The organism is Arthrobacter sp. NPDC093128, from assembly GCF_040683875.1.
In the GTDB taxonomy this organism is placed as follows: domain Bacteria; phylum Actinomycetota; class Actinomycetes; order Actinomycetales; family Micrococcaceae; genus Arthrobacter.
In genome coordinates, this window is record NZ_JBFBEY010000002.1 from 345,740 (window position 1) to 365,710 (window position 19,971).

Here is a 19,971-nt window from a genome sequence, read left to right on the forward strand (position 1 = left end):
GGTGACTGTTGTAGCAACGCCTCCCGCCCCCAAGCTGGAACTCCCGCCCCTGAAGCTCGGCCCCATCACGGTGGACACACCCGTGGTGCTGGCGCCCATGGCCGGAATCACCAATACCGCATTCCGCAGGCTATGCCGCGAATACGGCGGCGGCCTGTACGTTGCGGAGATGGTCACTTCCCGTGCGCTGGTGGAGCGCACCCCCGAATCCCTGCGGATCATCTCCCACGACCCCGACGAGAAGGTGCGGTCCGTCCAGCTGTACGGCGTGGACCCCGTGACCGTCGGCCAGGCCGTCCGGATGCTCGTCGACGAGGACCGGGCGGACCACATCGACCTCAACTTCGGCTGCCCGGTGCCCAAGGTGACCCGCCGGGGCGGCGGGTCGGCCCTGCCGTGGAAGATCGACCTGTTCACCTCCATCGTCCAGACGGCGGTCCGGGAGGCCTCCAAGGGCGGCATCCCGCTGACCATCAAAATGCGCAAGGGCATCGACGAGGACCACCTGACGTACCTCGACGCGGGCCGGATCGCCCGCGATTCCGGAGTCGCCGCCGTCGCGCTTCACGGCCGTACGGCCTCGCAGTTCTATTCCGGCCAGGCCGACTGGTCCGCGATCGCCCGGCTGCGTGAAGCACTGCCGGATGTGCCGGTGCTGGGCAACGGCGACATCTGGTCCGCCGAGGACGCCGTGCGCATGGTCCGCGAGACCGGAGTGGACGGCGTGGTGATCGGCCGCGGCTGCCAGGGCCGTCCCTGGCTCTTCGGTGACCTGCAGGCCGCGTTCGAAGGCAGCGACCACCGCCACCGCCCGGGCCTGCGCGAGGTGGCCGACGGCGTCTACCGCCACGCCCAGCTCATGATCGAAACCTTTGGCAATGACGAGTACAAGGCCCTGCGGGAAATCCGCAAGCACATGGCCTGGTACTTCAAGGGCTACGTGGTGGGCGGCGAGCTCCGCGCCAAACTCGCCACCGTTCCCACCCTGGAGGTCCTGCGCGAACTCCTGGACCAGCTGGACATGGACCTGCCGTACCCGGGCGTCGATTCCGAGGGCCCCCGCGGCCGTGCCGGTTCCCCCAAGAAGCCCGCGCTGCCCAAGGACTGGCTGCTCAGCCGGCAGATGGACGCTGACCAGACCCGCGACATCGCCGCCGCGGAACTGGACGTGTCAGGTGGCTGAAACACGCACTGCAGCACCCGTTCTGCCGGGCTACGACGCCCACGACTCCGCCCGCTGGGTGGAGGAACCGCCCAAGACCACGTACCGCTCCGACTTTGAACGGGACCGGGCACGGGTCCTGCACTCGTCCGCGCTGCGCAGGCTCGGCGCCAAAACCCAGGTTGTTGCCCCGGACACCGACGACTTCGTCCGCACCCGGCTCACGCACAGCCTGGAAGTGGCCCAGGTTGGCCGCGAACTGGGGCGGACGCTCGGCTGCGATCCCGACGTCGTGGACACCGCCTGCCTCAGCCACGACCTCGGCCACCCGCCGTTCGGGCACAACGGCGAATCCGCGCTGAACGAAATGGCGCACGGCATCGGCGGTTTCGAGGGCAACGCCCAGACACTCCGGCTGCTGTCCCGGCTCGAGCCGAAGGTACTGGCCGCGGACGGAACGCCGGCCGGGCTGAACCTCACCCGCGCCAGCCTGGACGCGGCCGCCAAATACCCGTGGTCCGCGCTGAACGCCCCGGTGATCCACGGCCAGCGCACCAGCAAGTTCGGCGCCTACGAGGATGACCTGCCCATCTTCGACTGGCTCCGCCAGGGTGCCCCCGAGCGCCGGTCCTGCCTGGAAGCCCAGGTGATGGACCTCGCCGACGACATCTCCTACTCGGTCCACGACGTCGAGGACGCCATCGTGGCCGGGCACTTCCAGCTGCGCTGGATGGACAACCCGGACCACCGTGCCCGCGTGGTGGGGTATGCCAAGCAGTGGTACCTGCCCCACAACGACCCCGCCGCCATCGACGCCGCCCTGGCGCGGCTCGAGGCCACCGACGTCTGGGTGCGCGAAGCGGACGGCAGCCGCAAGGCCATGGCGGCGCTGAAAGACATGACCAGCCAGCTGATCGGCAGGTTCTGCCAGAGCGCACTGGAAACCACCCGCACCGTCTACGGCCCCGAAAACCTGACCCGGTACAACGCCGAGCTGATGGTGCCGGACGAGACCGTGATGGAAATCGCAGTCATGAAGGGCCTGGCCACCACTTTCGTGATGACCACCGAGCACCGCCAGCCGATCTACGAGCGCCAGCGGGAGGTCCTGCACGCCCTGGTGACGGCGCTGAACGCCACCGGGGACCGCCACCTGGAGCCGATGTTCGCCGCTGACTGGCGTGACGCGGCCGACGACGGCGCCCGCCTTCGCGTGGTCATCGACCAGGTCGCGTCGCTCACCGACGGTTCGGCGCTGGCCATGTACGAGCGGTTGGTCGGCAGCCTGCCGTCGCTGTGGTGACATTGGACGCACCCGCCGTCCCGCCGGCGCCGGGCCAGCCGTCGGTGTCGCACCCGGGGACTAGGATGGCTCTGTGGCTGGGCTGATCAAACGCGAAGATATTGACGAAGTACGCCAGCGCACGGACATCAAGGAAGTCATCGATGGCTACGTGACGCTCAAAGGCGCCGGCCTGGGCTCGTTCAAGGGCCTGTGCCCCTTCCACGACGAGCGCTCGCCGTCGTTCACGGTCCGCCCCCAGGTGGGCCGGTACCACTGCTTCGGCTGTGGCGAGGACGGCGACGCCATCTCCTTCGTCCAGAAGCTGGACCACTCCTCATTCCATGAAGCCGTGGAAAAGCTGGCCGCCAGGATCGGCTTCGAACTGCGGTACGAGGACGGCGGTACCGGTCCCAACCGGGAAGAGGTGGGCAAGCGCCAGCGACTCCTGGACGCCCACAAAGTGGCTGACGAGTTTTTCCGTGCCCAACTGCTGACTCCCGGCGCCGCGGAAGGCCGCAACTTCCTCCACGGCCGCGGCTTTGACCGCGCCGCCGCCGAGCAGTTCGGCGTCGGCTACGCCCCGCAGGGCTGGGATGCACTGCTCAAGCACCTCCGCGGCCGCGGCTACACGGACGCAGAGCTCAAGCTCACGGGAATGTTCTCCGAAGGCAACCGCGGGATCTACGACCGGTTCCGCGGGCGCCTGATCTGGCCTATCCGGGACATCGCCGGCGACACCATCGGCTTTGGCGCCCGTAAACTCTACGAGGACGACCAGGGCCCCAAGTACCTCAATACCCCGGAAACCACGCTCTACAAGAAGTCCCAGGTGCTCTACGGCATCGACCTCGCCAAACGGAACATCGCCAAGGACCGCCAGCTGGTGGTGGTGGAGGGCTACACCGACGTGATGGCCTGCCATCTGGCAGGAGTTCCGACGGCGGTGGCCACCTGCGGCACCGCGTTCGGCGCCGACCACATCAAGATCGCCCGGCGGCTGCTGTCCGACGACGGCACCGGGGGAGAGGTCATCTTCACCTTCGACGGCGACGCGGCAGGCCAGAAGGCCGCCCTGCGGGCCTTCGAGGAAGACCAGCGCTTCACGGCGCAGACCTACGTCGCGGTGGAGCCCACCGGGGCCGACCCCTGCGAGCTGCGCCAGGCCAAGGGGGACGCCGCTGTCCGGGACCTGATAGGCACCAGGCGGCCGCTGTTTGAGTTCGCCATCAGGGCCTCCCTCAAGCGCCACAACCTGGACACCGTGGAGGGCCGCATCGCCGCGCTGCGTGAGTCGGCGCCGGTGGTGGCCCAGATCCGCGACGCCGGAATCCGGCCCGCCTACGCACGCGAGCTTGCAGGCTGGCTCGGCATGCCCGTCGAAGAGGTCAGCCGTGCCGTAGCCGTCGCTGCCAAGCGGGCCGCCCAGGGCGAATCGCCCGCAGGCCAGGGCGGGGGGCAGCAGCGCACAGGCGCGACTCCCGGCATCGCCGAGTTGCCGGCGTCGGGCGTTGTGCCGTCCTTCAACAGGCCGGATCCGCGGGACCCGGTGGCGTCCATGGAGCGGCAGGCGCTGGAAGTGGCGCTTCAGGAGCCCGCCATGCTCGCCGGAGAGACCTGGGACCGGTTCAGTGCGGCCGGGTTCAGGACCCCTGCCTACCAGGCCGTCCACGACGCCATGCGCGCCTCCGGGCCGGGCCTGACCATTGATCCCGTGCGGTGGGTTGAACAGGTGATGCACGAGGTACCGGAACCGCTCCGCCCGCTGGTCTCGGAGCTTGCCGTGGTGCCGCTGCCGGCGAGCAATGCTGAAGGTGTGCTCAAGTATTGCCGTGACATCCTGGCCCGGCTGTTCGAACTCCAGATCACCAGGGTCAAAGCGGACAAGATGGGGCAGTTGCAGCGCCTCGATGCCTCGGCCCATCCGGAAGAGTTCCAGCGGCTGAACCGGGAGCTGATGGTGCTCGAAATGGAGCGCCGTTCGCTGCGTTCCGACGCCTAGCTTCCACTCAATTTCGCTTACCGGGCGGGTGTTTGCTAGGCTAGTACCCGCTTCATTCCTCCTTAGCTCAATTGGCAGAGCATTCGACTGTTAATCGAAGGGTTGCTGGTTCAAGTCCAGCAGGAGGAGCGCGCAGTCCCCGTTCCGGGTCACCGGGACGGGGACTTTTTTATACCCGGGCGGGGTATTTCGGGCCGCTGCGGCAGCCGATTTCCCTTTGGGGCAAAACCTTTGCTAAGGTCATACCTGCTTCATTCCTCCTTAGCTCAATTGGCAGAGCATTCGACTGTTAATCGAAGGGTTGCTGGTTCAAGTCCAGCAGGAGGAGCGGACAGGCCCCGCGGCCGGCGAACAGCTGGCCACGGGGCCTTTTTTGTTTGGGCGCTAGACGAAGTCCATCTCCACCTGCAGGAAGCGCTCAGCCTCGGCAATGGCGGCCTGGAACGCTTCCTCCTCGGTGGGGGACTTCCGCGGCTCCCGCGGGTGCCACTCATGCGGCGCGGAGTGCACCCTGGTGAAGCCGCCGTTCGGTGGGGCGTAGAAGATGCCGAACCGCTGGACAGGCCATTCAGGGGACGTTTCCGGGGCCACCAGGAGCGCGGCGTTGAACGCGGGATTGAACCACTGGGCGATCGGACGGCGCCGGTCCTCAGTGAACAGACCGGCCGCATACAGGGCTGCCGACTGGGCGCTGGTCTGCGAGCACAGGCGTTCCCACCACAGGGGTAGGATGCCGCCGTCGCATCGCTGCCACGTGGCCGGTAAAGGCTGATGGTGCTGCCAGTCGGGCACAGAATAACTTTATCGCGCGCTCAATTCCGGGAACAGGGCCGTTAGTGCCGGTTCCATGGCCCGGGATTGATCCGGTACAGCAGGGCCGAGCCGGCGATCGCACCCAGAAGGATGCCCATGGCCGGGTTCCCCAGGGCGCGTCCGGCAAAATACCCGGCGACGGCGCCAATCACGGCGCCGAGGAACAGCCCCCTGCTGTTGCGGTGCGGTTTCCTGGCCATGGCTTCAGCGTACCCGGACCCTTCAGGGGCCAGGGATGGCGGAACCCCAATGGATCGATGGATCCTAGTGGATCGACGGGACGGTGCGCGGCCGGACCACCAGCCACAGGGCGGCCGCTGCCAGCAGGATGCTCGAGGCCTGGACGCCGCCCATGACGGTTGCCGAGATGTCGCCAAACCAGCCCACCACGGGGGACACGATGCCGGCCATCATGAAGGTGGCGGCGCCCAGCAGGGACGCGGCCGTTCCTGCCTGTGCCCCGTGCTTGGACAGCGCAAGGACCTGGACACAGGGGAATGTGAAGCCAGTGCCGAGGATGTAGAACCAGAGCGGCACCATCACGCCCCAGAGTCCGAAGCCAAGCTGGTCGAAAACGACGATCAGCACGGCCATCAGGAACATCCACGCGGTGGAGCAGGCCAGGATCCACTGCGGCGGGACCCGCCTGATCACCCGGGAGCTGGTCTGCACGCCGGCCACGATGCCCAGCGAGTTGATGCCGAAGAGCAGGCCGTACTGCTGGGGCGTGAACCCGTAGACGTCCTGGAAGAGGAAGGGGGAGGCGGAGAGGTACGCGAAGAGCCCGGCGAAGTTCATGCCGCCAAGCAGCAGCAGGCCCACGAAGATCCGGTCCGAAAAGAGGAGCTTGTAGCGCTGCCCTGCAGTGAGGCCCGATTTGCCCCGGAGCTCGCGGGGGAGGGTTTCGCGGACCAGGAGGATGGCGGCGATGATCACCAGCGTGCCGTAGCCGGCCAGGAAGTAGAAGATGCCCGGCCAGGGCATGATCAGCAGCAGCTGGGAGCCAATGACCGGTGCCAGGATCGGGGCCAGGCCGTTGACCAGTGCCATCCGGGAGAACATCCGCACCATGGCGTACCCGCTGAAAAGATCCCGGACCATGGCCATGGCCACCACGCCGCCGCCGGCCGCGCCGATGCCCATCAGCACCCGGAAGAGTCCGAGCGTTGCCAGGTCCGTGGAGAGCGCCGCGCCTACTGAGGCGGTGATGTGCAGCGCGGTGGCAAGGATCAGCGGAAGCCGCCTGCCGAACTTGTCGCTCAGCGGACCCACCACCAGCTGGCCCAGGGCGAAGCCCACGGTGGTGCCGGTCAGTGTGAGCTGGACCTCCGCTTCGGACACCCCGAGGCTGGCCTCGAGGGCGGGGAAGGCCGGGAGGTAGAGGTCGATCGTAAAGGGGCCAAGGGCCGTCAGGGCGCCGAGGAGGAGGATGTACAGGAGTTTCCGGTTGCGGCTCAGGGAGTCGCCCGGATTGGCGGGGATGCTCACAGAAAACCATCCTATGGCCCTCAGATCATACTTTTACAGCGTTGCAGGGCGCGCCACGTGTTATTACCCGACGGAGGGCCCGAACCTGAATGATAGTTTTGTCAGCGGGGAGTGTGTGAAGCCGCGCAGGCCCCCGGAATCCAGCGGAATCCGAATCAAAGATGGAACCAGTTAGGCGGGATCTATGAGCGGACGACACAGCGGGCGGACCAAGGGCGGATTGAGTATTGGGGCGCTGCCCAAAACGCTGAGGCTGGTTGCCAAGCTGGCGCCAAGGCAGCTCAACGACGAAATTGCCCTCGCGAAGATCGAGATCAAGCGCAAGGGAATCCAGGTCGGGGTGGCGGCCGCGTTCTTCGCCGTTGCACTGGTGTTCGTAGCCTTCCTCGTCGTGGGACTCATCGTTGCCGCGATCATGGGGCTCGCCACCATCATGCCTGCCTGGCTGGCTGCCCTCCTGGTGTGCGCCGTCTTCCTCGTTATCGCCCTCATTGGCGCGCTGGTCGGCCTGCGGAAATTCAAGAAGGCCATGCCCCTTGTTCCCGAAGACACGATCCGCGGACTCAAGCACGATCTCGGCATCGTGAAGGAAGGCTCGGACTTCAACCCGGCCATTCTGGATCCGTCCTCCGAGCAGGCCAAGGCTGCCAAGGCGGCCAAGGAAGCGCAGAAGGCAAAGGACAAAGCGGAGAAGGAAGCAAAGGAAGCGGCAAAGCCGGACCTGGGACCTGCCCCCACGGAAGCCGAGCTGCGGAGCCGCCTGGACAAACGCCGTCGCCACCTGACCGGCGTCCGCGATGAGCTCGGCGAGGAACTGGACGTCAAGACCCAGGCCCGGATCCTCCTGGGCGCCACCCAGGCCCAGCTGAAGACCGGCAGGGAACGCGCCGGCCAGCAGTTCGAATCCCTCGGCCGCTCTGCGTCCGGCTTCCTGAACCGGGCCAACGAGGGACAGACCGGAGTGCGCTGGAAGCCGCTGGCGGCCCTGGCAGCCTCGGCCGCGGTCTTCATTGTCCTGCTCCGCAGGCTCCTGAAGGGGTAGGGCCCCGGCCACCACCAGGTCAGGCCACTACCAGGACAGGGCACTACCCGCAGCCATAGCGGGAACGGAAGGAGGTTAGGGATGAAGTTCATCAACGCCGGCGAGCGTCCGGGCCAGCGGCATGTGGACAGTGACGCCGTCTTCACCATCCCCAACGTCCTGACGGTCCTCCGGTTCATGGGTGTTCCCGTGTTCATCTGGCTGGTTTTGGCGCAGAAGGAGTATGCCCTGGCCGCCCTGGTGCTGGTCATCATGGGCAGCACGGACTGGGTGGACGGATACATTGCCCGCCGCTTCAACCAAACGTCCCGGCTGGGCCGGATCATGGATCCGATAGCGGACCGGCTGGCGCTCATTGCCGTCGCGGTCACCCTGGTGATTGCCGGCGTCGTGGAGTGGTGGTACCTGACGGCCCTGGTGGTTCCGGATGCCATCCTGTTGGCCGCTTCGCTTTACTACTTCCGCAGCCACCCCGACCTCCCCGTCAGCCGCATCGGCAAAATCCGCACCGCCCTCCTCCTCGTGGGCACCCCGCTGCTGGTACTCGCGAAACTGCCTATTCCGCTGACCGGGGTCTACTTCACCGCGGCGTGGATTTTCCTTGGCCTCGGGCTGCTGGGCCACTGGGTGGCCGGCTACAACTACTTCCTGGCCATCATCCGCAAAGGCAGGCTCAGGGCCGCCGGCGACGGCGGACCGGGCTGATGGTGTGGCTTGCCGTCTCCCTGGCGGTGCTGGGCGCCTTTTGCCTGGCCATCGGCGCACAGCGCCAGGGGAGTGCGGTCAAAGCGGACACCGGCGGCCTTGCGCTGAGCTCGCATGGCTTCCTTCGGCTGCTTCGGAATCCGCGCTGGGTATTCGGGCTGTTGCTGCTTTGTGTCGGAATGGCGATGAATGCCGTGGCCCTCGTATCGGCGCCGCTGACGGTGGTGCAGCCCATTGGGGCGATCGCCTTGGTCATCACCACGGTGGTCAACGCCAAGGACCAGGGCCTGAGCATCAACCGGGCCACCGTGGTGGCCATTTCAGCCTGCGTCACCGGCTCGGCGATGTTTGTCCTGCTGGCGGTGACCGCGACGGTGGAAAACCACCACGTGAGTTTCGACGACGAACTCACCATCGTGCTGCTGCTCACCCTCGCCGTGGGCCTCTTCGGCACCCTGGCGGTGGTGTTCAGGCACCGCATGAGTGCCTTCATCTACATCCTCGGTGCCGGCGTGCTGTTCGGCTTCGTTGCGGTGCTGACCCGCATCATCGGCAAACACCTGCTCGATCCGAACGGGCTGGCCCTGCTCAATGTGCAGTGGTATTCCGTGGTGGCCATCGCGGCTGCCGGCGGCCTGGGCTCGTGGTTCGTCCAGTCGGCCTACTCCGGCGGACCGCCGGACCTTGTCATCGCCGGATTGACCGTCATCGACCCCATTGTGGGCATCGCCATCGGTATCGCCATCCTTGGCGAACTCCGGCCGGATGTCCACGCCGTATTGGCGATTGCCATGGGGGCGGCCGCTTCCCTTGCTATCGTGGGGGTAATCGCCCTCTCGCGGCACCATCCCGAAGTGACCAAGCGCAAGAAGGACGCGCGCAAGGCCACCGGAAGGGTGTCATAGGGCGAGTTGTATCCAGACTTCACCAGAAGTCCCGGCGCCACCGCGCCGAAGGACAACTGGCCGCTACAGCCAGTGCTGACCGCACCGTGACCACCAGGAGCTCTCCACGTGACCATGCCCGACAGCCAGCAATCACTCACCATCCTGATTGCTGCGGACACCTACCCGCCACACGTCAACGGAGCCGCACAATTCGGATACCGGCTGGCCAAAGGCATGACTGCGCGCGGACACGACGTCCATGTGCTCGCGTGCCGGCCGGACAAGGGCAAGAGCTTCACCGAGTTCCGCGCGGAAGGCACCGTGCACCGGATCCGCTCGCACTCCGTGCCCACGCACGAGTACTTCCGGATCACCTTCCCCTGGGAAATCAAGAAGGAGATCAGCCTTCTGTTTGACCGCGTCAAGCCGGACGTGGTGCACATCCAGAGCCACTACATGATCGGCGAGCACGTGCTCTACGAAGCCGAGCGGCGCGGCGTCAGGATTGTGGCCACCAACCACTTCATGCCGGAGAACCTCAACCCGTTCCTGCCGTTCCCGCAGTGGTTCAAGGACATCGTGGGACGCATCTCCTGGAAGGACATGGGAAAGGTGATGGGCAAAGCCGACGTCGTCACCACCCCCACGCCGCTTGCCGCCAAGGCGATGCACCAGCATGCGTTCCTGCGCAAGGTCCTGCCGCTCTCCAACGGCATCGACTCCGCTGCCTATGAGCTCCGGGACGGCGAAGTGATTAGTCGGCACCCGCACCCCACCGTGCTTTTCGCAGGCCGTCTCGCCGAGGAAAAGCACGTCAACATCCTCATCGATGCCGTCGCGAAAACCCCGGCCGAATTAAACGTGCACCTGGAGATCGTGGGCGGTGGCGAAGTACGGGCCGCCCTCGAGTCCCAGGTGGTGCGGCTGGGGCTTGAGTCCCGGGTGAAGTTCCTGGGCCTGGCCAGCGATGCCGAACTGCGTGAGGCCTATATCAAGGCGGACCTGTTCTGCATGCCAGGAACGGCCGAGCTCCAGTCCCTGGTCACGCTGGAGGCCATGTCCGCCTCCACCCCGGTGCTTCTGGCGGATGCGATGGCGCTGCCGCACCTGGTGCGTGACGGAGAGAACGGCTACCTCTTCACCCCCAACGACAGCGACGACCTTGCCGCCAAGATCACCCGCGTGCTTCAGCTTCCGGCCGAGGAGCTTGCGACGATGGGCAAGGCCAGCCGCTGCATGGTGGAGCCGCACAGCATCCAGGGGACGCTGCAGACGTTCGAGGACCTCTACTACGGCGCCAGCTACGACGACAAAGTGGTGTAATTTTCCCAAGCTGTGCAACCGCAAAGGGATGCAATCGCAGGCGTCTAATCCGAGCGTGCCGCAGCGCCGGGGTGCTGGTGCGCGTAACAGGCGATTACTATTGCTAGAGTGTTTTTGCCCCGGAACTGCGGAGGCTCCCTGCGGAGCCGGCAGTCCGTGGGGCGCACGGGGCTATAGCTCAGCTGGTTAGAGCGCGGGACTCATAATCCTAAGGTCCTCGGTTCAAGTCCGAGTAGCCCTACGAAACTTCCCGCCTCCGCCCTCCCGGCGGGGGAGGAAACCTGTACCAGGAGCGCCAGGGCCAAGACGGCCTGTGCCAAGGAGCCTGTGCCAAGGAGCCGCGGCCGATGTTCAGACATCGGCTGCGGCTCCTTTTTCTTTTGCCGCAAAAAGCCCCGTGCCGCTTGCCCGGCCTCTTCCGCTGCGGTATGTTACTCGTGAGTAACTTATGCTGGCTCGAAGCCTGGGACCCTTTGGTCGCTGCTGATCACACGTGAAGGAACAACATGTCCAAAGCTGCAATCGACATCAACAACCTGCCGTACGCCGACGGCGACTTCTTTGCCTTCGAGCAGCTACTCAGCGGCAAAGAGGGGGACCGGCTGGCCGAGGTCCGGGAGTTCCTGGCGCGCGAGGTCAAGCCGATCGCGGTCGACTGCTGGAACCGCGGCGAGTTCCCGATGGACCTGATTCCGAAGCTGGCGGAGATCGACCTCGTCAGCCCCGTTCGGCGCCAGGGCTACTCCAACCTTTTCGCCGGCATCCTGCACGCCGAGGTCACCCGCTCGGACACGTCCATCGCCACGTTCATGGGCGTCCATGACGGTCTGTTCACCGGGTCCATCGAGGCCCTCGCCTCGCAGGAGCAGCAGGAGGCATGGCTGCCGGATATCTACTCGCTTCGGAAGATCGGCGCCTTCGGCCTCACCGAGCCGCTCGGCGGCTCCGATGTCGCCGGCGGCACCCGCACCACGGCCCGCCGCGAGGGTGACAGCTGGATCCTCAATGGCGCCAAGCGCTGGATCGGCAACGCGACGTTCTCCGACTGGGTGGTCATCTACGCCCGCGACCTCGCCGACAACCAGGTCAAGGGCTTCCTCGTGGATACGGCGACCGAGGGCTACAGCGCCACGAAGATCGAAAACAAGATCTCTCTGCGCACCGTCCAGAACGCCGACATCACGCTCGAGAACGTCGTGGTGCCGGACTTCTTCAAGCTCGCCAACGCCAACAGCTTCCGGGACACCAACAAGGTCCTGAAGGTCACCCGGCTCGCCGTGGCCTGGCAGGCCGTCGGCCAGCAGCTCGCAGCCTTCGACGTCGCCCGGCGCTACACGGTGGAGCGCAGCCAGTTCGGCCGGCCCATCGCCTCCTTCCAGCTGGTCCAGAACCAGCTCGTGCAGATCCTCGGCAACGCCGTCAGCTCGATGGGCATGATGGTCCGCCTGTCGCAGCTTGAAGACGCGGGCGAAGCCAAGGACGAGCAGTCCGCCCTCGCCAAGGCCTTCACGACGGCCAGAATGCGCGAAAGCGTGGCTATCGGCCGCAGCCTCCTGGGCGGCAACGGCATCGTCACGGACTTCGAGATGGCCAAGATCTTCTCGGATGCCGAAGCCATCTACTCCTACGAAGGCACGCACGAGATCAACACCCTGGTGACGGGCCGCGCGATCACCGGTATTTCGGCAATCGTCTAGCTCTTCATCCTCATCCCGGCACCAGCAGGGGAAGCAGGATGGAGGGCCGCAGGTCTGTCACCAGGGACAGCGGATTGATGTATTCCTCGCCCCGCCGCACGCCCCAGTGCACGCACGGCGTCGCGGCGCAGTGGCCCGGCAGCACCGTCCCGAGGATGTCCCCCTTCGACACGGTGGCGCCGGCCGCCAGGCCGCTTTTCACCGGCTCGAAACTGCTGCGGAGCCCGTTGCCGTGATCGATGGTGATCACCGGACGGTCCACCACCATCCCCACGAAGCTGACGGTTCCCGACTCGGGTGCGGTGACCGGGGCGCCGTCGGCCGACGCCCGGAGATCCACGCCGCGGTGCCCGCTCATCCACGGCTTGTCCGGCGGGTCGAACGCGCGGAGCACTGCCGGCCTGGGCGTCACGGGCCAGCTCCAGCCCGCCGTAGGAGCGGCGGAGGGTCCGGCCGCCGCGCTGGAGCCGGCTTCGGAAACCGGGGCCGTCGCGGACGCGGCCAGTACAAGGGTTGCCAACAGGATCCGGGCTTTCATCCCCTCAGCCTGCCTGCGCCGCGCATTCGCTGACAGGGGCGCGCAGCGTTATGTGGACAAGCCGGAAAAGAGTCCGGAAAATGGCAGGGCGGCGGGTCCGGAAATGGTCCGATCCGGCGGGGCCGCTGTAGTACACTTGACGGAGCAGTTTGCTGTGCCCTCAACGATGCCCGGCCGGCGGTTCAAGTACTTTCGGGTCGCTTGGTCCTCCAGGCCGTTCTAGTCAGCACGTCTCATTCAGAGGTGTGGGGGAGCAGCGGCTGACTACGCGTATCCAGCCCTCCTCATACGAAGCCAAAACTTCCGCTGCGAAGGACTGTGCCTCCTGCGGTCCGTGCCCTATGGCCCGGATGGGAAGCGCAGTGGATGCCAGGAGCAACGCCTGCCTGGGCGAAGCTAAATCAACCGTCAACTATTGGCAGGGTAAGAGAGCCTTGGGTTCTCTCATGAATGACCTGCCGGAAGGAGCGTCGGCATGCCCGTCGTAACTATGCGCCAGCTGCTTGACAGCGGCGTCCACTTTGGACACCAGACCCGTCGTTGGAACCCGAAGATGAAGCGATTCATCTTTACGGAGCGCAACGGCATCTACATCATTGACCTGCAGCAGTCGCTGTCCTACATCGACCGTGCGTACGAGTTCGTGAAGGCCACCGTTGCACACGGCGGCACCGTTCTCTTCGTCGGTACCAAGAAGCAGGCGCAGGAATCCATCGCCGAGCAGGCCACCCGCGTTGGCCAGCCGTACGTCAACCAGCGTTGGCTCGGCGGTATGCTGACCAACTTCCAGACGGTCTCCAAGCGTATCCAGCGCATGAAGGAACTCGAAGAGATCGACTTCGACGACGTCGCCGGCTCGGCGTACACCAAGAAGGAACTGCTGCTCCTTCGCCGTGAACTCACCAAGCTCGAGACCAACCTCGGCGGTATCCGCAACCTGACCAAGGCACCTTCCGTGCTCTGGATCGTGGACACCAAGAAGGAACACCTCGCCGTTGACGAGGCCAAGAAGCTGAACATCCCGGTTGTTGCCATCCTGGACACCAACTGCGATCCGGACGAAGTCGACTTCCCGATCCCGGGCAACGACGACGCCATCCGCTCCGTCAACCTGCTGACCCGCGTTGTTGCTGACGCTGTTGCCGAGGGCCTGATCGCCCGTAACCAGCGCGCAACCGGCACCACGGAAGCTCCGGAAGAGCCGCTGGCCGAGTGGGAGCGCGAGCTCCTCGAAGGCAGCAAGTCTGAAGAAGCTCCCGCCGCCGCAGAAGCTCCGGCTGCTGAAGAAGCGCCTGCCGCTGAAGAAGCTCCCGCAGCTGCAGAGGAAGCCCCGGCAGCTGCCGAGGCAACCGAAGCCGCCACCGGCGAAGCCGACGCTGCCAAGTAGGCAGACAAGTAAATCTGGACCATCCCCGGCACTGTCCGCAGTGCCGGGGGTTTTCTGACAGGATGGCCGCTCACTCGGTGAGCTGCCGTCCTGTCAGTCCGTACACCACACAAAATTTCTAGACAGAGGGGTTCACATGGCGAACTACACTGCCGCTGATATCAAGGCTCTGCGTGAGCGCACTGGCGCCGGCATGATGGATGTCAAGAAGGCTCTTGACGAAGCCAACGGTGACGCCGAAAAGGCCATCGAGATCATCCGCATCAAGGGCCTGAAGGGCGCTACCAAGCGTGAAGGCCGCTCCACCGCGGAAGGCCTGGTTGCTGCCAAGGTTGACGGCGGCGTTGGCGTGATGATCGAAGTCAACTGCGAGACCGACTTCGTGGCAAAGGCTGACAAGTTCATCCAGCTCGCCGACAAGGTCCTGGCCATCGCGGTTGAGTCCGGCGCTGCCGACATCGAAACCCTGCTGGCCACCGAGGTTGACGGCAAGCCGCTGTCCGAGGTTGTTGTCGAAGAGGGCGCAATCCTCGGCGAAAAGGTTGTTGTCCGCCGTATTGCCCGCATCGAGGGCGGCACTGTCGACGCCTACCTGCACAAGACCTCCAAGGACCTCCCGGCCCAGGTCGGCGTCCTGTTCGCCGTTGAGGGCGATGGCGACGCAGCCGCAACCGCAGCACACGACGTTGCTGTCCACGTTGCCGCAATGGCTCCGAACTACCTGACCCGCGAAGACGTTCCGGCTGAGCTCGTTGAGTCCGAGCGCCGCATCGCCGAGGAAACGGCCAAGGCTGAGGGCAAGCCCGAAGCAGCCATGACCAAGATTGTGGAAGGCCGTGTTACGGGCTTCTACAAGGGCGAGGTGCTGGTTGACCAGGCATTCGCCAAGGACGCCAAGAAGTCTGTGGCGCAGATCCTCGACGAGGCCGGCGTCAAGGCTACGGCCTTCGCGCGTTTCCGCGTCGGTTCCTAGTTAGACACGCAAAGGGGTGGTCACTTCGGTGGCCGCCCCTTTTGCATGCAATCGCAGCCTCAGGGCTGCACGTACGGGCCGGGGAAATGACACCTTTGGCCATCCGGCACGATAACCTAGCTCAGAGCTCATTTACGGGAAGGCACCATGGAAACCGTCAACAATTCTGTCCAGTCAGAGAAGAGCCGGCGTCGCGTCCTCCTGAAACTGTCCGGCGAGGTCTTCGGCGGCGGAAAGCTGGGCGTGGACCCTGATACCGTCCGCGGGGTCGCCAAGCAGATCGCCGCAGCCGTTCCCGAGGTCGAGGTTGCGATCGTCGTAGGCGGCGGCAACTTCTTCCGCGGTGCCGAACTGTCGCAGAGCGGCATGGACCGCTCCCGTGCCGACTACATGGGCATGCTGGGTACCGTGATGAACTGCCTCGCGCTCCAGGACTTCCTGGAACAGGCCGGCGTCGAGACCCGCGTGCAGAGCGCCATCACCATGGGCCAGGTGGCCGAGGCGTACATTCCCCGCCGCGCCATCCGCCACATGGAAAAGAACCGCGTCGTGATCTTCGGCGCTGGCGCCGGACTGCCGTATTTCTCCACCGACACCGTTGCTGCCCAGCGTGCGCTGGAAGTCCATGCCGACGTCGTGCTGATGGCAAAGAGCGGAGTGGACGGCGTCTACACCGCCGACCCCAAGAAGGACCCCAGCGCCGAAAAGCTGGACCACCTCAGCTATGACGATGCCCTGCGCCGCGACATCCGCGTGATGGACCAGACGGCCATGACCATGTGCAAGGACAACAACCTCACCATGGTGGTGTTCGGCATGGAAGGCGAAGGCAACGTGACCCGGGCCATCCGCGGCGAGCAGCTGGGCACCGTAGTCACCCCTTAGCAACAGCTAGGATGATTTGAGGAAGGCCTGCCCGGTGGGCAGGCCGCAAAGACGGAACGTACCGTGCATTGTTCCGGCTAGCCGGAATGCACCAATTTCTGAGGAGAGACCGTGATCGAAGAGACCTTGCTCGAAGCCGGGGACAAGATGGACAAGGCAGTCGAGGTAGCCAAGGAAGACTTCGCCTCGATCCGCACCGGACGGGCAAACCCGGGCCTCTACAACAAGGTCCTGGTGGACTACTACGGCTCGCCCACCCCGCTGCAGCAGCTAGCGTCCTTCGCGATCCCGGACGCGCGCACCATCCTCATCACCCCGTTCGACAAGACGGCACTGCGGGATATTGAGCGCGCCCTGAGCGACTCCGAGGTGGGCGCCAACCCGTCCAACGACGGCAACGTCATCCGGATCACCATCCCGGAGCTGACCAAGGAACGCCGCAAGGAATACGTCAAGATCGTCAAGTCCAAGGGCGAGGACGCCAAGGTATCCATCCGGAACATCCGCCGCAAGGCCAAGGAAACGCTGGACAAACTGGTCAAGGACGGCGAAGCCGGCGAGGACGAGGGCGCGCGCGGCGAGAAGGAACTCGACGCCATGACCAAATCGCACGTTGACGGCATCGACGACCTGCTCAAGCGCAAGGAAGCCGAGCTGCTCGAGGTCTGATGGATCAGGCACAGCAGGCGCCCGGACACAGGGTCCGGGTCCGGGGGAAGCAGCGCTCCAACCCAACGCCCAAGGCCGGACGGAACCTGCCGGCCGCTATCGCGGTGGGTCTGGCAATGCTTTTCGCCGTATTGGGGGGTCTCCTGTTCCTGCCGCTGGGATTCGTCCTGGTCACCACCACCTTCGCGGTGTTCGGAGTCTGGGAGATCTTCCGCGCGCTCGAGGTAAGCGGCACCCGGCTGCCCATCGTCCCCGTGATGGTGGGCACCGTGGGGATGCCGCTGGCCGCGTATTTCGGCGGAGTGGAGAGCCTGCTGTTCGCGCTGTTGGCCAGCAGCGTGGCGGTCCTGCTGTGGCGGACCATCGAGAGTGCAGCCGGATCGGCGCGCAGCATTTTCGCGGGGGTGTTCACGCTGGCCTGGGTGCCGTTCTTTATCAGCTTCGCGATCCTGCCGCTGCATGCGGTGGGAAGCGTCACGCCGGTGGGCCTGTGGCCCGGCGGAGTGATTCCGCCCGGTGCGTGGCAGATCGCCACGATGCTCCTGCTGGTTGTTGCCAATGACACGTTCGGCTACCTCGTCGGGGCCTCCTTCGGGAAGCACCCCATGGCGCCCAAGATCAGCCCGAAGAAATCATGGGAAGGCTTCGCCGGATCGATCGGCGGAGCCATTGCCGTGGGTGTCCTGGCGTGCCTCTTCCTGCTGGACAAACCCTGGTGGGTCGGTGTGGTGCTGGCCGTGGGCATGGTGGCCGCGGCAACCATCGGCGATCTCGCCGAATCCATGGTCAAGCGGGAACTCGGCATCAAGGACATGAGCAGCATCCTGCCCGGACACGGCGGCGTCATGGACCGCCTGGACTCAATCGTTTTCGCCTCTCCGGCGGCGTTTATCCTGTTCACAGCTGTTTCCGGAGCCTGAGGCGTCCCGCCTGGCAACAGTTCGGCGCCTTAGACTGGTGCGGAGCAAAAACAGCTGAACAGCACTGAAGGAAGCATAGTGACAGTGGACATTCAACGGCAGATACCTGCGTCATTCGACCGTGTGCAGCGGAACGAATACGGCTACAACGCCAAGCAGGTGGACCAGTTCCTCCAGCGCGCGCGGGTTTCGTTTGAGAATCCTGCCGCAACCGCCCAGATCATCAAGAGTGCCGACGTCCGGGCTGTCTGCTTCGATCCCGTCAAGGGCGGTTACGCCGCGGCCGGGGTCGACGCCGCCCTGGACCGCCTGGAAGACGCCTTTGCCCGGCGCGAGCGTGATGAGCTCATTGAGGCACGCGGCGAGGACGCCTGGCTGCGCGAAATCGGCAAGCTGTCCGGCCTGCTGCGGGGCCGGCTCCACCGTCCCGACGGCGACCGCTTCCGCCGGCCGTCCGGCGGCCGCGGCCGAAGCTACAACACCGTGGACGTGGACAACCTGTGCCGCGACCTCATTGGGTACCTCGAAGAGGACCAGCCGCTCAGCGTCGACAATGTCCGCCGCGCTGTCTTCCGTCCGGCCAAGGGCAAGGACGGCTACGAAGAAACCCAGGTGGACGCCTTCCTTGACCGCGTGGTCGAGCTGATGGCCGCCATCGACTGACGGGCCTGCATCGACTGACGGGCCTCCGAGGCTCTCGGGCCTGCCGGCTCTCCTAGCGTTCGGTGGCCAGCGGACGTTCCGGTGTGTGCAGCCTGGTCATCACCTTCGTGAGCGTCCGCGGCACGCGGTCCTTGGTAGCGCGGGACACGAGGATCATCACGGCGAAGGCGGCCGGCACCGTCCAGGCGGCGGGCTGGGCCAGCCATTGCGGCATTGCTCCGGACGCAGCCGGACCGGACAGCGCGCCGGCAACCAGGGCGCCGCCGCACAGGACACCCCCTGTCACCATTCCGGCGATGGCTCCGGCGTCGGTAAGGCCGCGCCACCAGATCCCCAGCAGCAGGGCCGGACAGATCGTGGACGCGGTGAAGGCGAAAACGAGGCCCACGCTGCCGGCCAAAGCCAGCGAGTCCGTCATGAAGGCGAAGCCCAGCGGCACGGTGGCTGAAATCAGCGCAGCCAGCCGGAAGCCGCGGACGCTGCCGCCCAGCACGTCCTGGCTGATCACGCCGGCGAGCGATACCACCAGCCCTGACGTGGTGGACAAAAACGCGGCGAACGCCCCTGCCACGACAAGCGCGGAGAGCATGTCCCCGGCCGGCCCTCCGATCAGCCGGCCCGGCAGCAGCAGGACCAGGGCATCTGACCGGCCGCTCTGGGCGAGGTCCGGAGCGAACATCCGGCCGGCCACTCCGTAAGCGGTGGGAAAGAGATAGAAAACGGACAGCAAGCCCAGCACGATGAGGGTGGTGCGGCGCGCCGACTGTCCGTCGGGGTTGGTGTAGAACCGCACCAGCACATGCGGCAGGCCCAGTGTCCCGAAGAGCAGGGCAACCAGCAGCGAGATGTTCTGGTACGGACCGGTCGCTGCCAGCCCGGTGGGGTTGGTGTTGGCTTCGGCCATTGCCGGGGTGCCGTTGCCCGCCAGCACCAGGGCGATGAACACGATAGGCACCGCCAGCGCCGTAAGCTTAAGCCAATATTGAAACGCCTGCACGAACGTGATGGAGCGCATCCCGCCGGCCACAACCGTCAGGCACACCACGATGACCACCGCGACGGATCCCACCCAGGACGGAAGCCCCGTGGTGATGCGGATCGTCAGGGCCGCACCATGAAGCTGCGGCACAATATAAAGCCAGCCCACCACCACAACCGCCAGGCTGGTGACCCGGCGGACCGCCCGTGAATCCAGCCGCACCTCGGTGAAATCCGGGATGGTGTAGGCGCCGGAACGCCGCAGCGGAGCGGCTACGAAGAGCAGCAGCATCAGATACCCCGCGGTGTAGCCGATGGGAAACCAGAGCCCATCCGTGCCGGAGAGCAGGATCAGTCCGGCCACGCCCAGGAAACTGGCGGCCGAGAGGTACTCGCCGCCGATCGCGGAGGCGTTCCACCATGGCTTTACTGTCCGGGATGCCACGTAGAAGTCGCCGGTGGTGCGTGAAATCCGCAACCCGTAGAACCCGATAACCGCCGTGGCCACGGACACGGCAGCGAACGCGGCGATGCCAACCACCGGGTTCAACGCCGCC

At 65.7% G+C, this 19,971-nt stretch carries 19 protein-coding genes and 3 tRNA genes; 17 read left to right on the top strand and 5 right to left on the bottom strand.

All coding sequences use genetic code 11. The features are described from left to right. Position 1 precedes the first annotated feature (1 nt). From dusB to AB0N24_RS03435, 5 genes are all read left to right on the top strand, one after another. Positions 2-1,183, top strand: a complete 1,182-nt coding sequence (gene dusB, locus AB0N24_RS03415) for a tRNA dihydrouridine synthase DusB (protein ID WP_364120420.1) — start codon at positions 2-4, stop codon at positions 1,181-1,183. Further along, entirely contained in the window at positions 1,176-2,465 is a 1,290-nt protein-coding gene (locus tag AB0N24_RS03420; protein ID WP_104172583.1) for a deoxyguanosinetriphosphate triphosphohydrolase, read from the top strand. The genes dusB and AB0N24_RS03420 overlap by 8 nt, the downstream gene beginning before the upstream one ends. Before the next feature lie 73 nt (positions 2,466-2,538). Then, positions 2,539-4,446, top strand: coding sequence for a DNA primase (gene dnaG / locus AB0N24_RS03425; RefSeq protein WP_364120423.1), 1,908 nt, complete (start codon positions 2,539-2,541; stop codon positions 4,444-4,446). Between the two features lie 56 nt (positions 4,447-4,502). Next, a tRNA-Asn gene (locus AB0N24_RS03430) sits at positions 4,503-4,575 on the top strand. A gap of 126 nt (positions 4,576-4,701) precedes the next feature. Continuing rightward, positions 4,702-4,774: transfer RNA gene (locus tag AB0N24_RS03435), tRNA-Asn, on the top strand. Positions 4,775-4,830: 56 nt separating this feature from the next. Here the strand turns inward: AB0N24_RS03435 and AB0N24_RS03440 are convergent. The 3 genes from AB0N24_RS03440 to AB0N24_RS03450 all read right to left on the bottom strand — a co-directional run bounded on the left by AB0N24_RS03440 (position 4,831) and on the right by AB0N24_RS03450 (position 6,747). Then, positions 4,831-5,238 carry a hypothetical protein gene (locus AB0N24_RS03440; protein WP_364120426.1) on the bottom strand — a complete coding sequence of 136 codons (408 nt, stop codon included), beginning with the start codon at positions 5,236-5,238 and terminating at the stop codon, positions 4,831-4,833. A 41-nt stretch (positions 5,239-5,279) separates the two neighbouring features. Further along, positions 5,280-5,459, bottom strand: a complete 180-nt coding sequence (locus tag AB0N24_RS03445) for a hypothetical protein (protein WP_364120428.1) — start codon at positions 5,457-5,459, stop codon at positions 5,280-5,282. A gap of 64 nt (positions 5,460-5,523) precedes the next feature. After that, positions 5,524-6,747 (bottom strand): multidrug effflux MFS transporter, encoded by a 1,224-nt coding sequence (locus AB0N24_RS03450; protein ID WP_309977777.1) that lies wholly within the window; start codon positions 6,745-6,747, stop codon positions 5,524-5,526. Positions 6,748-6,931: 184 nt separating this feature from the next. Between AB0N24_RS03450 and AB0N24_RS03455 the strand changes: the two genes are divergently transcribed. From AB0N24_RS03455 to AB0N24_RS03480, 6 genes are all read left to right on the top strand, one after another. Next, positions 6,932-7,789 carry a phage holin family protein gene (locus AB0N24_RS03455; RefSeq protein ID WP_364120431.1) on the top strand — a complete coding sequence of 286 codons (858 nt, stop codon included), beginning with the start codon at positions 6,932-6,934 and terminating at the stop codon, positions 7,787-7,789. 81 nt (positions 7,790-7,870) lie between these two features. Beyond that, positions 7,871-8,494, top strand: coding sequence for a CDP-alcohol phosphatidyltransferase family protein (locus AB0N24_RS03460; protein WP_364120433.1), 624 nt, complete (start codon positions 7,871-7,873; stop codon positions 8,492-8,494). Continuing rightward, positions 8,494-9,399, top strand: coding sequence for a DMT family transporter (locus AB0N24_RS03465; RefSeq protein ID WP_364120436.1), 906 nt, complete (start codon positions 8,494-8,496; stop codon positions 9,397-9,399). The genes AB0N24_RS03460 and AB0N24_RS03465 overlap by 1 nt, the downstream gene beginning before the upstream one ends. Before the next feature lie 108 nt (positions 9,400-9,507). After that, entirely contained in the window at positions 9,508-10,704 is a 1,197-nt protein-coding gene (locus AB0N24_RS03470; RefSeq protein WP_364120438.1) for a glycosyltransferase, read from the top strand. Positions 10,705-10,871: 167 nt separating this feature from the next. Further along, positions 10,872-10,945, top strand: a tRNA-Ile gene (locus AB0N24_RS03475). Between the two features lie 265 nt (positions 10,946-11,210). Then, on the top strand, positions 11,211-12,401 hold the full coding sequence (locus tag AB0N24_RS03480; RefSeq protein WP_364120441.1) for an acyl-CoA dehydrogenase family protein: 1,191 nt from the start codon (positions 11,211-11,213) through the stop codon (positions 12,399-12,401). A 10-nt stretch (positions 12,402-12,411) separates the two neighbouring features. Here the strand turns inward: AB0N24_RS03480 and AB0N24_RS03485 are convergent, their stop codons facing one another. Further along, positions 12,412-12,939: a M23 family metallopeptidase gene (locus AB0N24_RS03485; RefSeq protein WP_364120444.1), complete on the bottom strand. Its 528-nt coding sequence runs from the start codon at positions 12,937-12,939 to the stop codon at positions 12,412-12,414. Positions 12,940-13,414: 475 nt separating this feature from the next. On the opposite strand from AB0N24_RS03485, the gene rpsB reads away from it, so the two are divergent. The 6 genes from rpsB to AB0N24_RS03515 all read left to right on the top strand — a co-directional run bounded on the left by rpsB (position 13,415) and on the right by AB0N24_RS03515 (position 18,436). Then, positions 13,415-14,326: a 30S ribosomal protein S2 gene (gene rpsB / locus AB0N24_RS03490; protein WP_364120445.1), complete on the top strand. Its 912-nt coding sequence runs from the start codon at positions 13,415-13,417 to the stop codon at positions 14,324-14,326. A 136-nt stretch (positions 14,327-14,462) separates the two neighbouring features. Then, a complete protein-coding gene (tsf, locus tag AB0N24_RS03495) occupies positions 14,463-15,299 on the top strand; it encodes a translation elongation factor Ts (protein ID WP_364120446.1) in 837 nt (278 codons plus the stop codon). Positions 15,300-15,446: 147 nt separating this feature from the next. Beyond that, on the top strand, positions 15,447-16,184 hold the full coding sequence (gene pyrH, locus AB0N24_RS03500; RefSeq protein ID WP_364120449.1) for a UMP kinase: 738 nt from the start codon (positions 15,447-15,449) through the stop codon (positions 16,182-16,184). Positions 16,185-16,295: 111 nt separating this feature from the next. After that, positions 16,296-16,853, top strand: a complete 558-nt coding sequence (gene frr / locus AB0N24_RS03505) for a ribosome recycling factor (protein ID WP_104172549.1) — start codon at positions 16,296-16,298, stop codon at positions 16,851-16,853. Then, positions 16,853-17,773, top strand: a complete 921-nt coding sequence (locus AB0N24_RS03510; protein WP_364120452.1) for a phosphatidate cytidylyltransferase — start codon at positions 16,853-16,855, stop codon at positions 17,771-17,773. The genes frr and AB0N24_RS03510 overlap by 1 nt, the downstream gene beginning before the upstream one ends. Before the next feature lie 78 nt (positions 17,774-17,851). Beyond that, positions 17,852-18,436 (top strand): DivIVA domain-containing protein, encoded by a 585-nt coding sequence (locus AB0N24_RS03515; RefSeq protein WP_104172547.1) that lies wholly within the window; start codon positions 17,852-17,854, stop codon positions 18,434-18,436. A 52-nt stretch (positions 18,437-18,488) separates the two neighbouring features. On the opposite strand, the gene AB0N24_RS03520 is transcribed toward AB0N24_RS03515, so the two are convergent. Further along, positions 18,489-19,964, bottom strand: coding sequence for a cation acetate symporter (locus AB0N24_RS03520; RefSeq protein ID WP_364120651.1), 1,476 nt, complete (start codon positions 19,962-19,964; stop codon positions 18,489-18,491). Positions 19,965-19,971 lie beyond the last annotated feature (7 nt).

What these genes read in the sequence shown, in the direction of transcription:
- AB0N24_RS03445 (WP_364120428.1), bottom strand. Translation starts at nt 5,459, where the DNA reads ATGGCCAGGAAACCGCACCGCAACAGCAGGGGGCTGTTCCTCGGCGCC.
- AB0N24_RS03465 (WP_364120436.1), top strand. Translation starts at nt 8,494, where the DNA reads ATGGTGTGGCTTGCCGTCTCCCTGGCGGTGCTGGGCGCCTTTTGCCTG.
- AB0N24_RS03510 (WP_364120452.1), top strand. Translation starts at nt 16,853, where the DNA reads ATGGATCAGGCACAGCAGGCGCCCGGACACAGGGTCCGGGTCCGGGGG.
- AB0N24_RS03455 (WP_364120431.1), top strand. Translation starts at nt 6,932, where the DNA reads ATGAGCGGACGACACAGCGGGCGGACCAAGGGCGGATTGAGTATTGGG.
- AB0N24_RS03460 (WP_364120433.1), top strand. Translation starts at nt 7,871, where the DNA reads ATGAAGTTCATCAACGCCGGCGAGCGTCCGGGCCAGCGGCATGTGGAC.
- tsf (WP_364120446.1), top strand. Translation starts at nt 14,463, where the DNA reads ATGGCGAACTACACTGCCGCTGATATCAAGGCTCTGCGTGAGCGCACT.
- rpsB (WP_364120445.1), top strand. Translation starts at nt 13,415, where the DNA reads ATGCCCGTCGTAACTATGCGCCAGCTGCTTGACAGCGGCGTCCACTTT.
- pyrH (WP_364120449.1), top strand. Translation starts at nt 15,447, where the DNA reads ATGGAAACCGTCAACAATTCTGTCCAGTCAGAGAAGAGCCGGCGTCGC.
- AB0N24_RS03485 (WP_364120444.1), bottom strand. Translation starts at nt 12,939, where the DNA reads ATGAAAGCCCGGATCCTGTTGGCAACCCTTGTACTGGCCGCGTCCGCG.
- AB0N24_RS03480 (WP_364120441.1), top strand. Translation starts at nt 11,211, where the DNA reads ATGTCCAAAGCTGCAATCGACATCAACAACCTGCCGTACGCCGACGGC.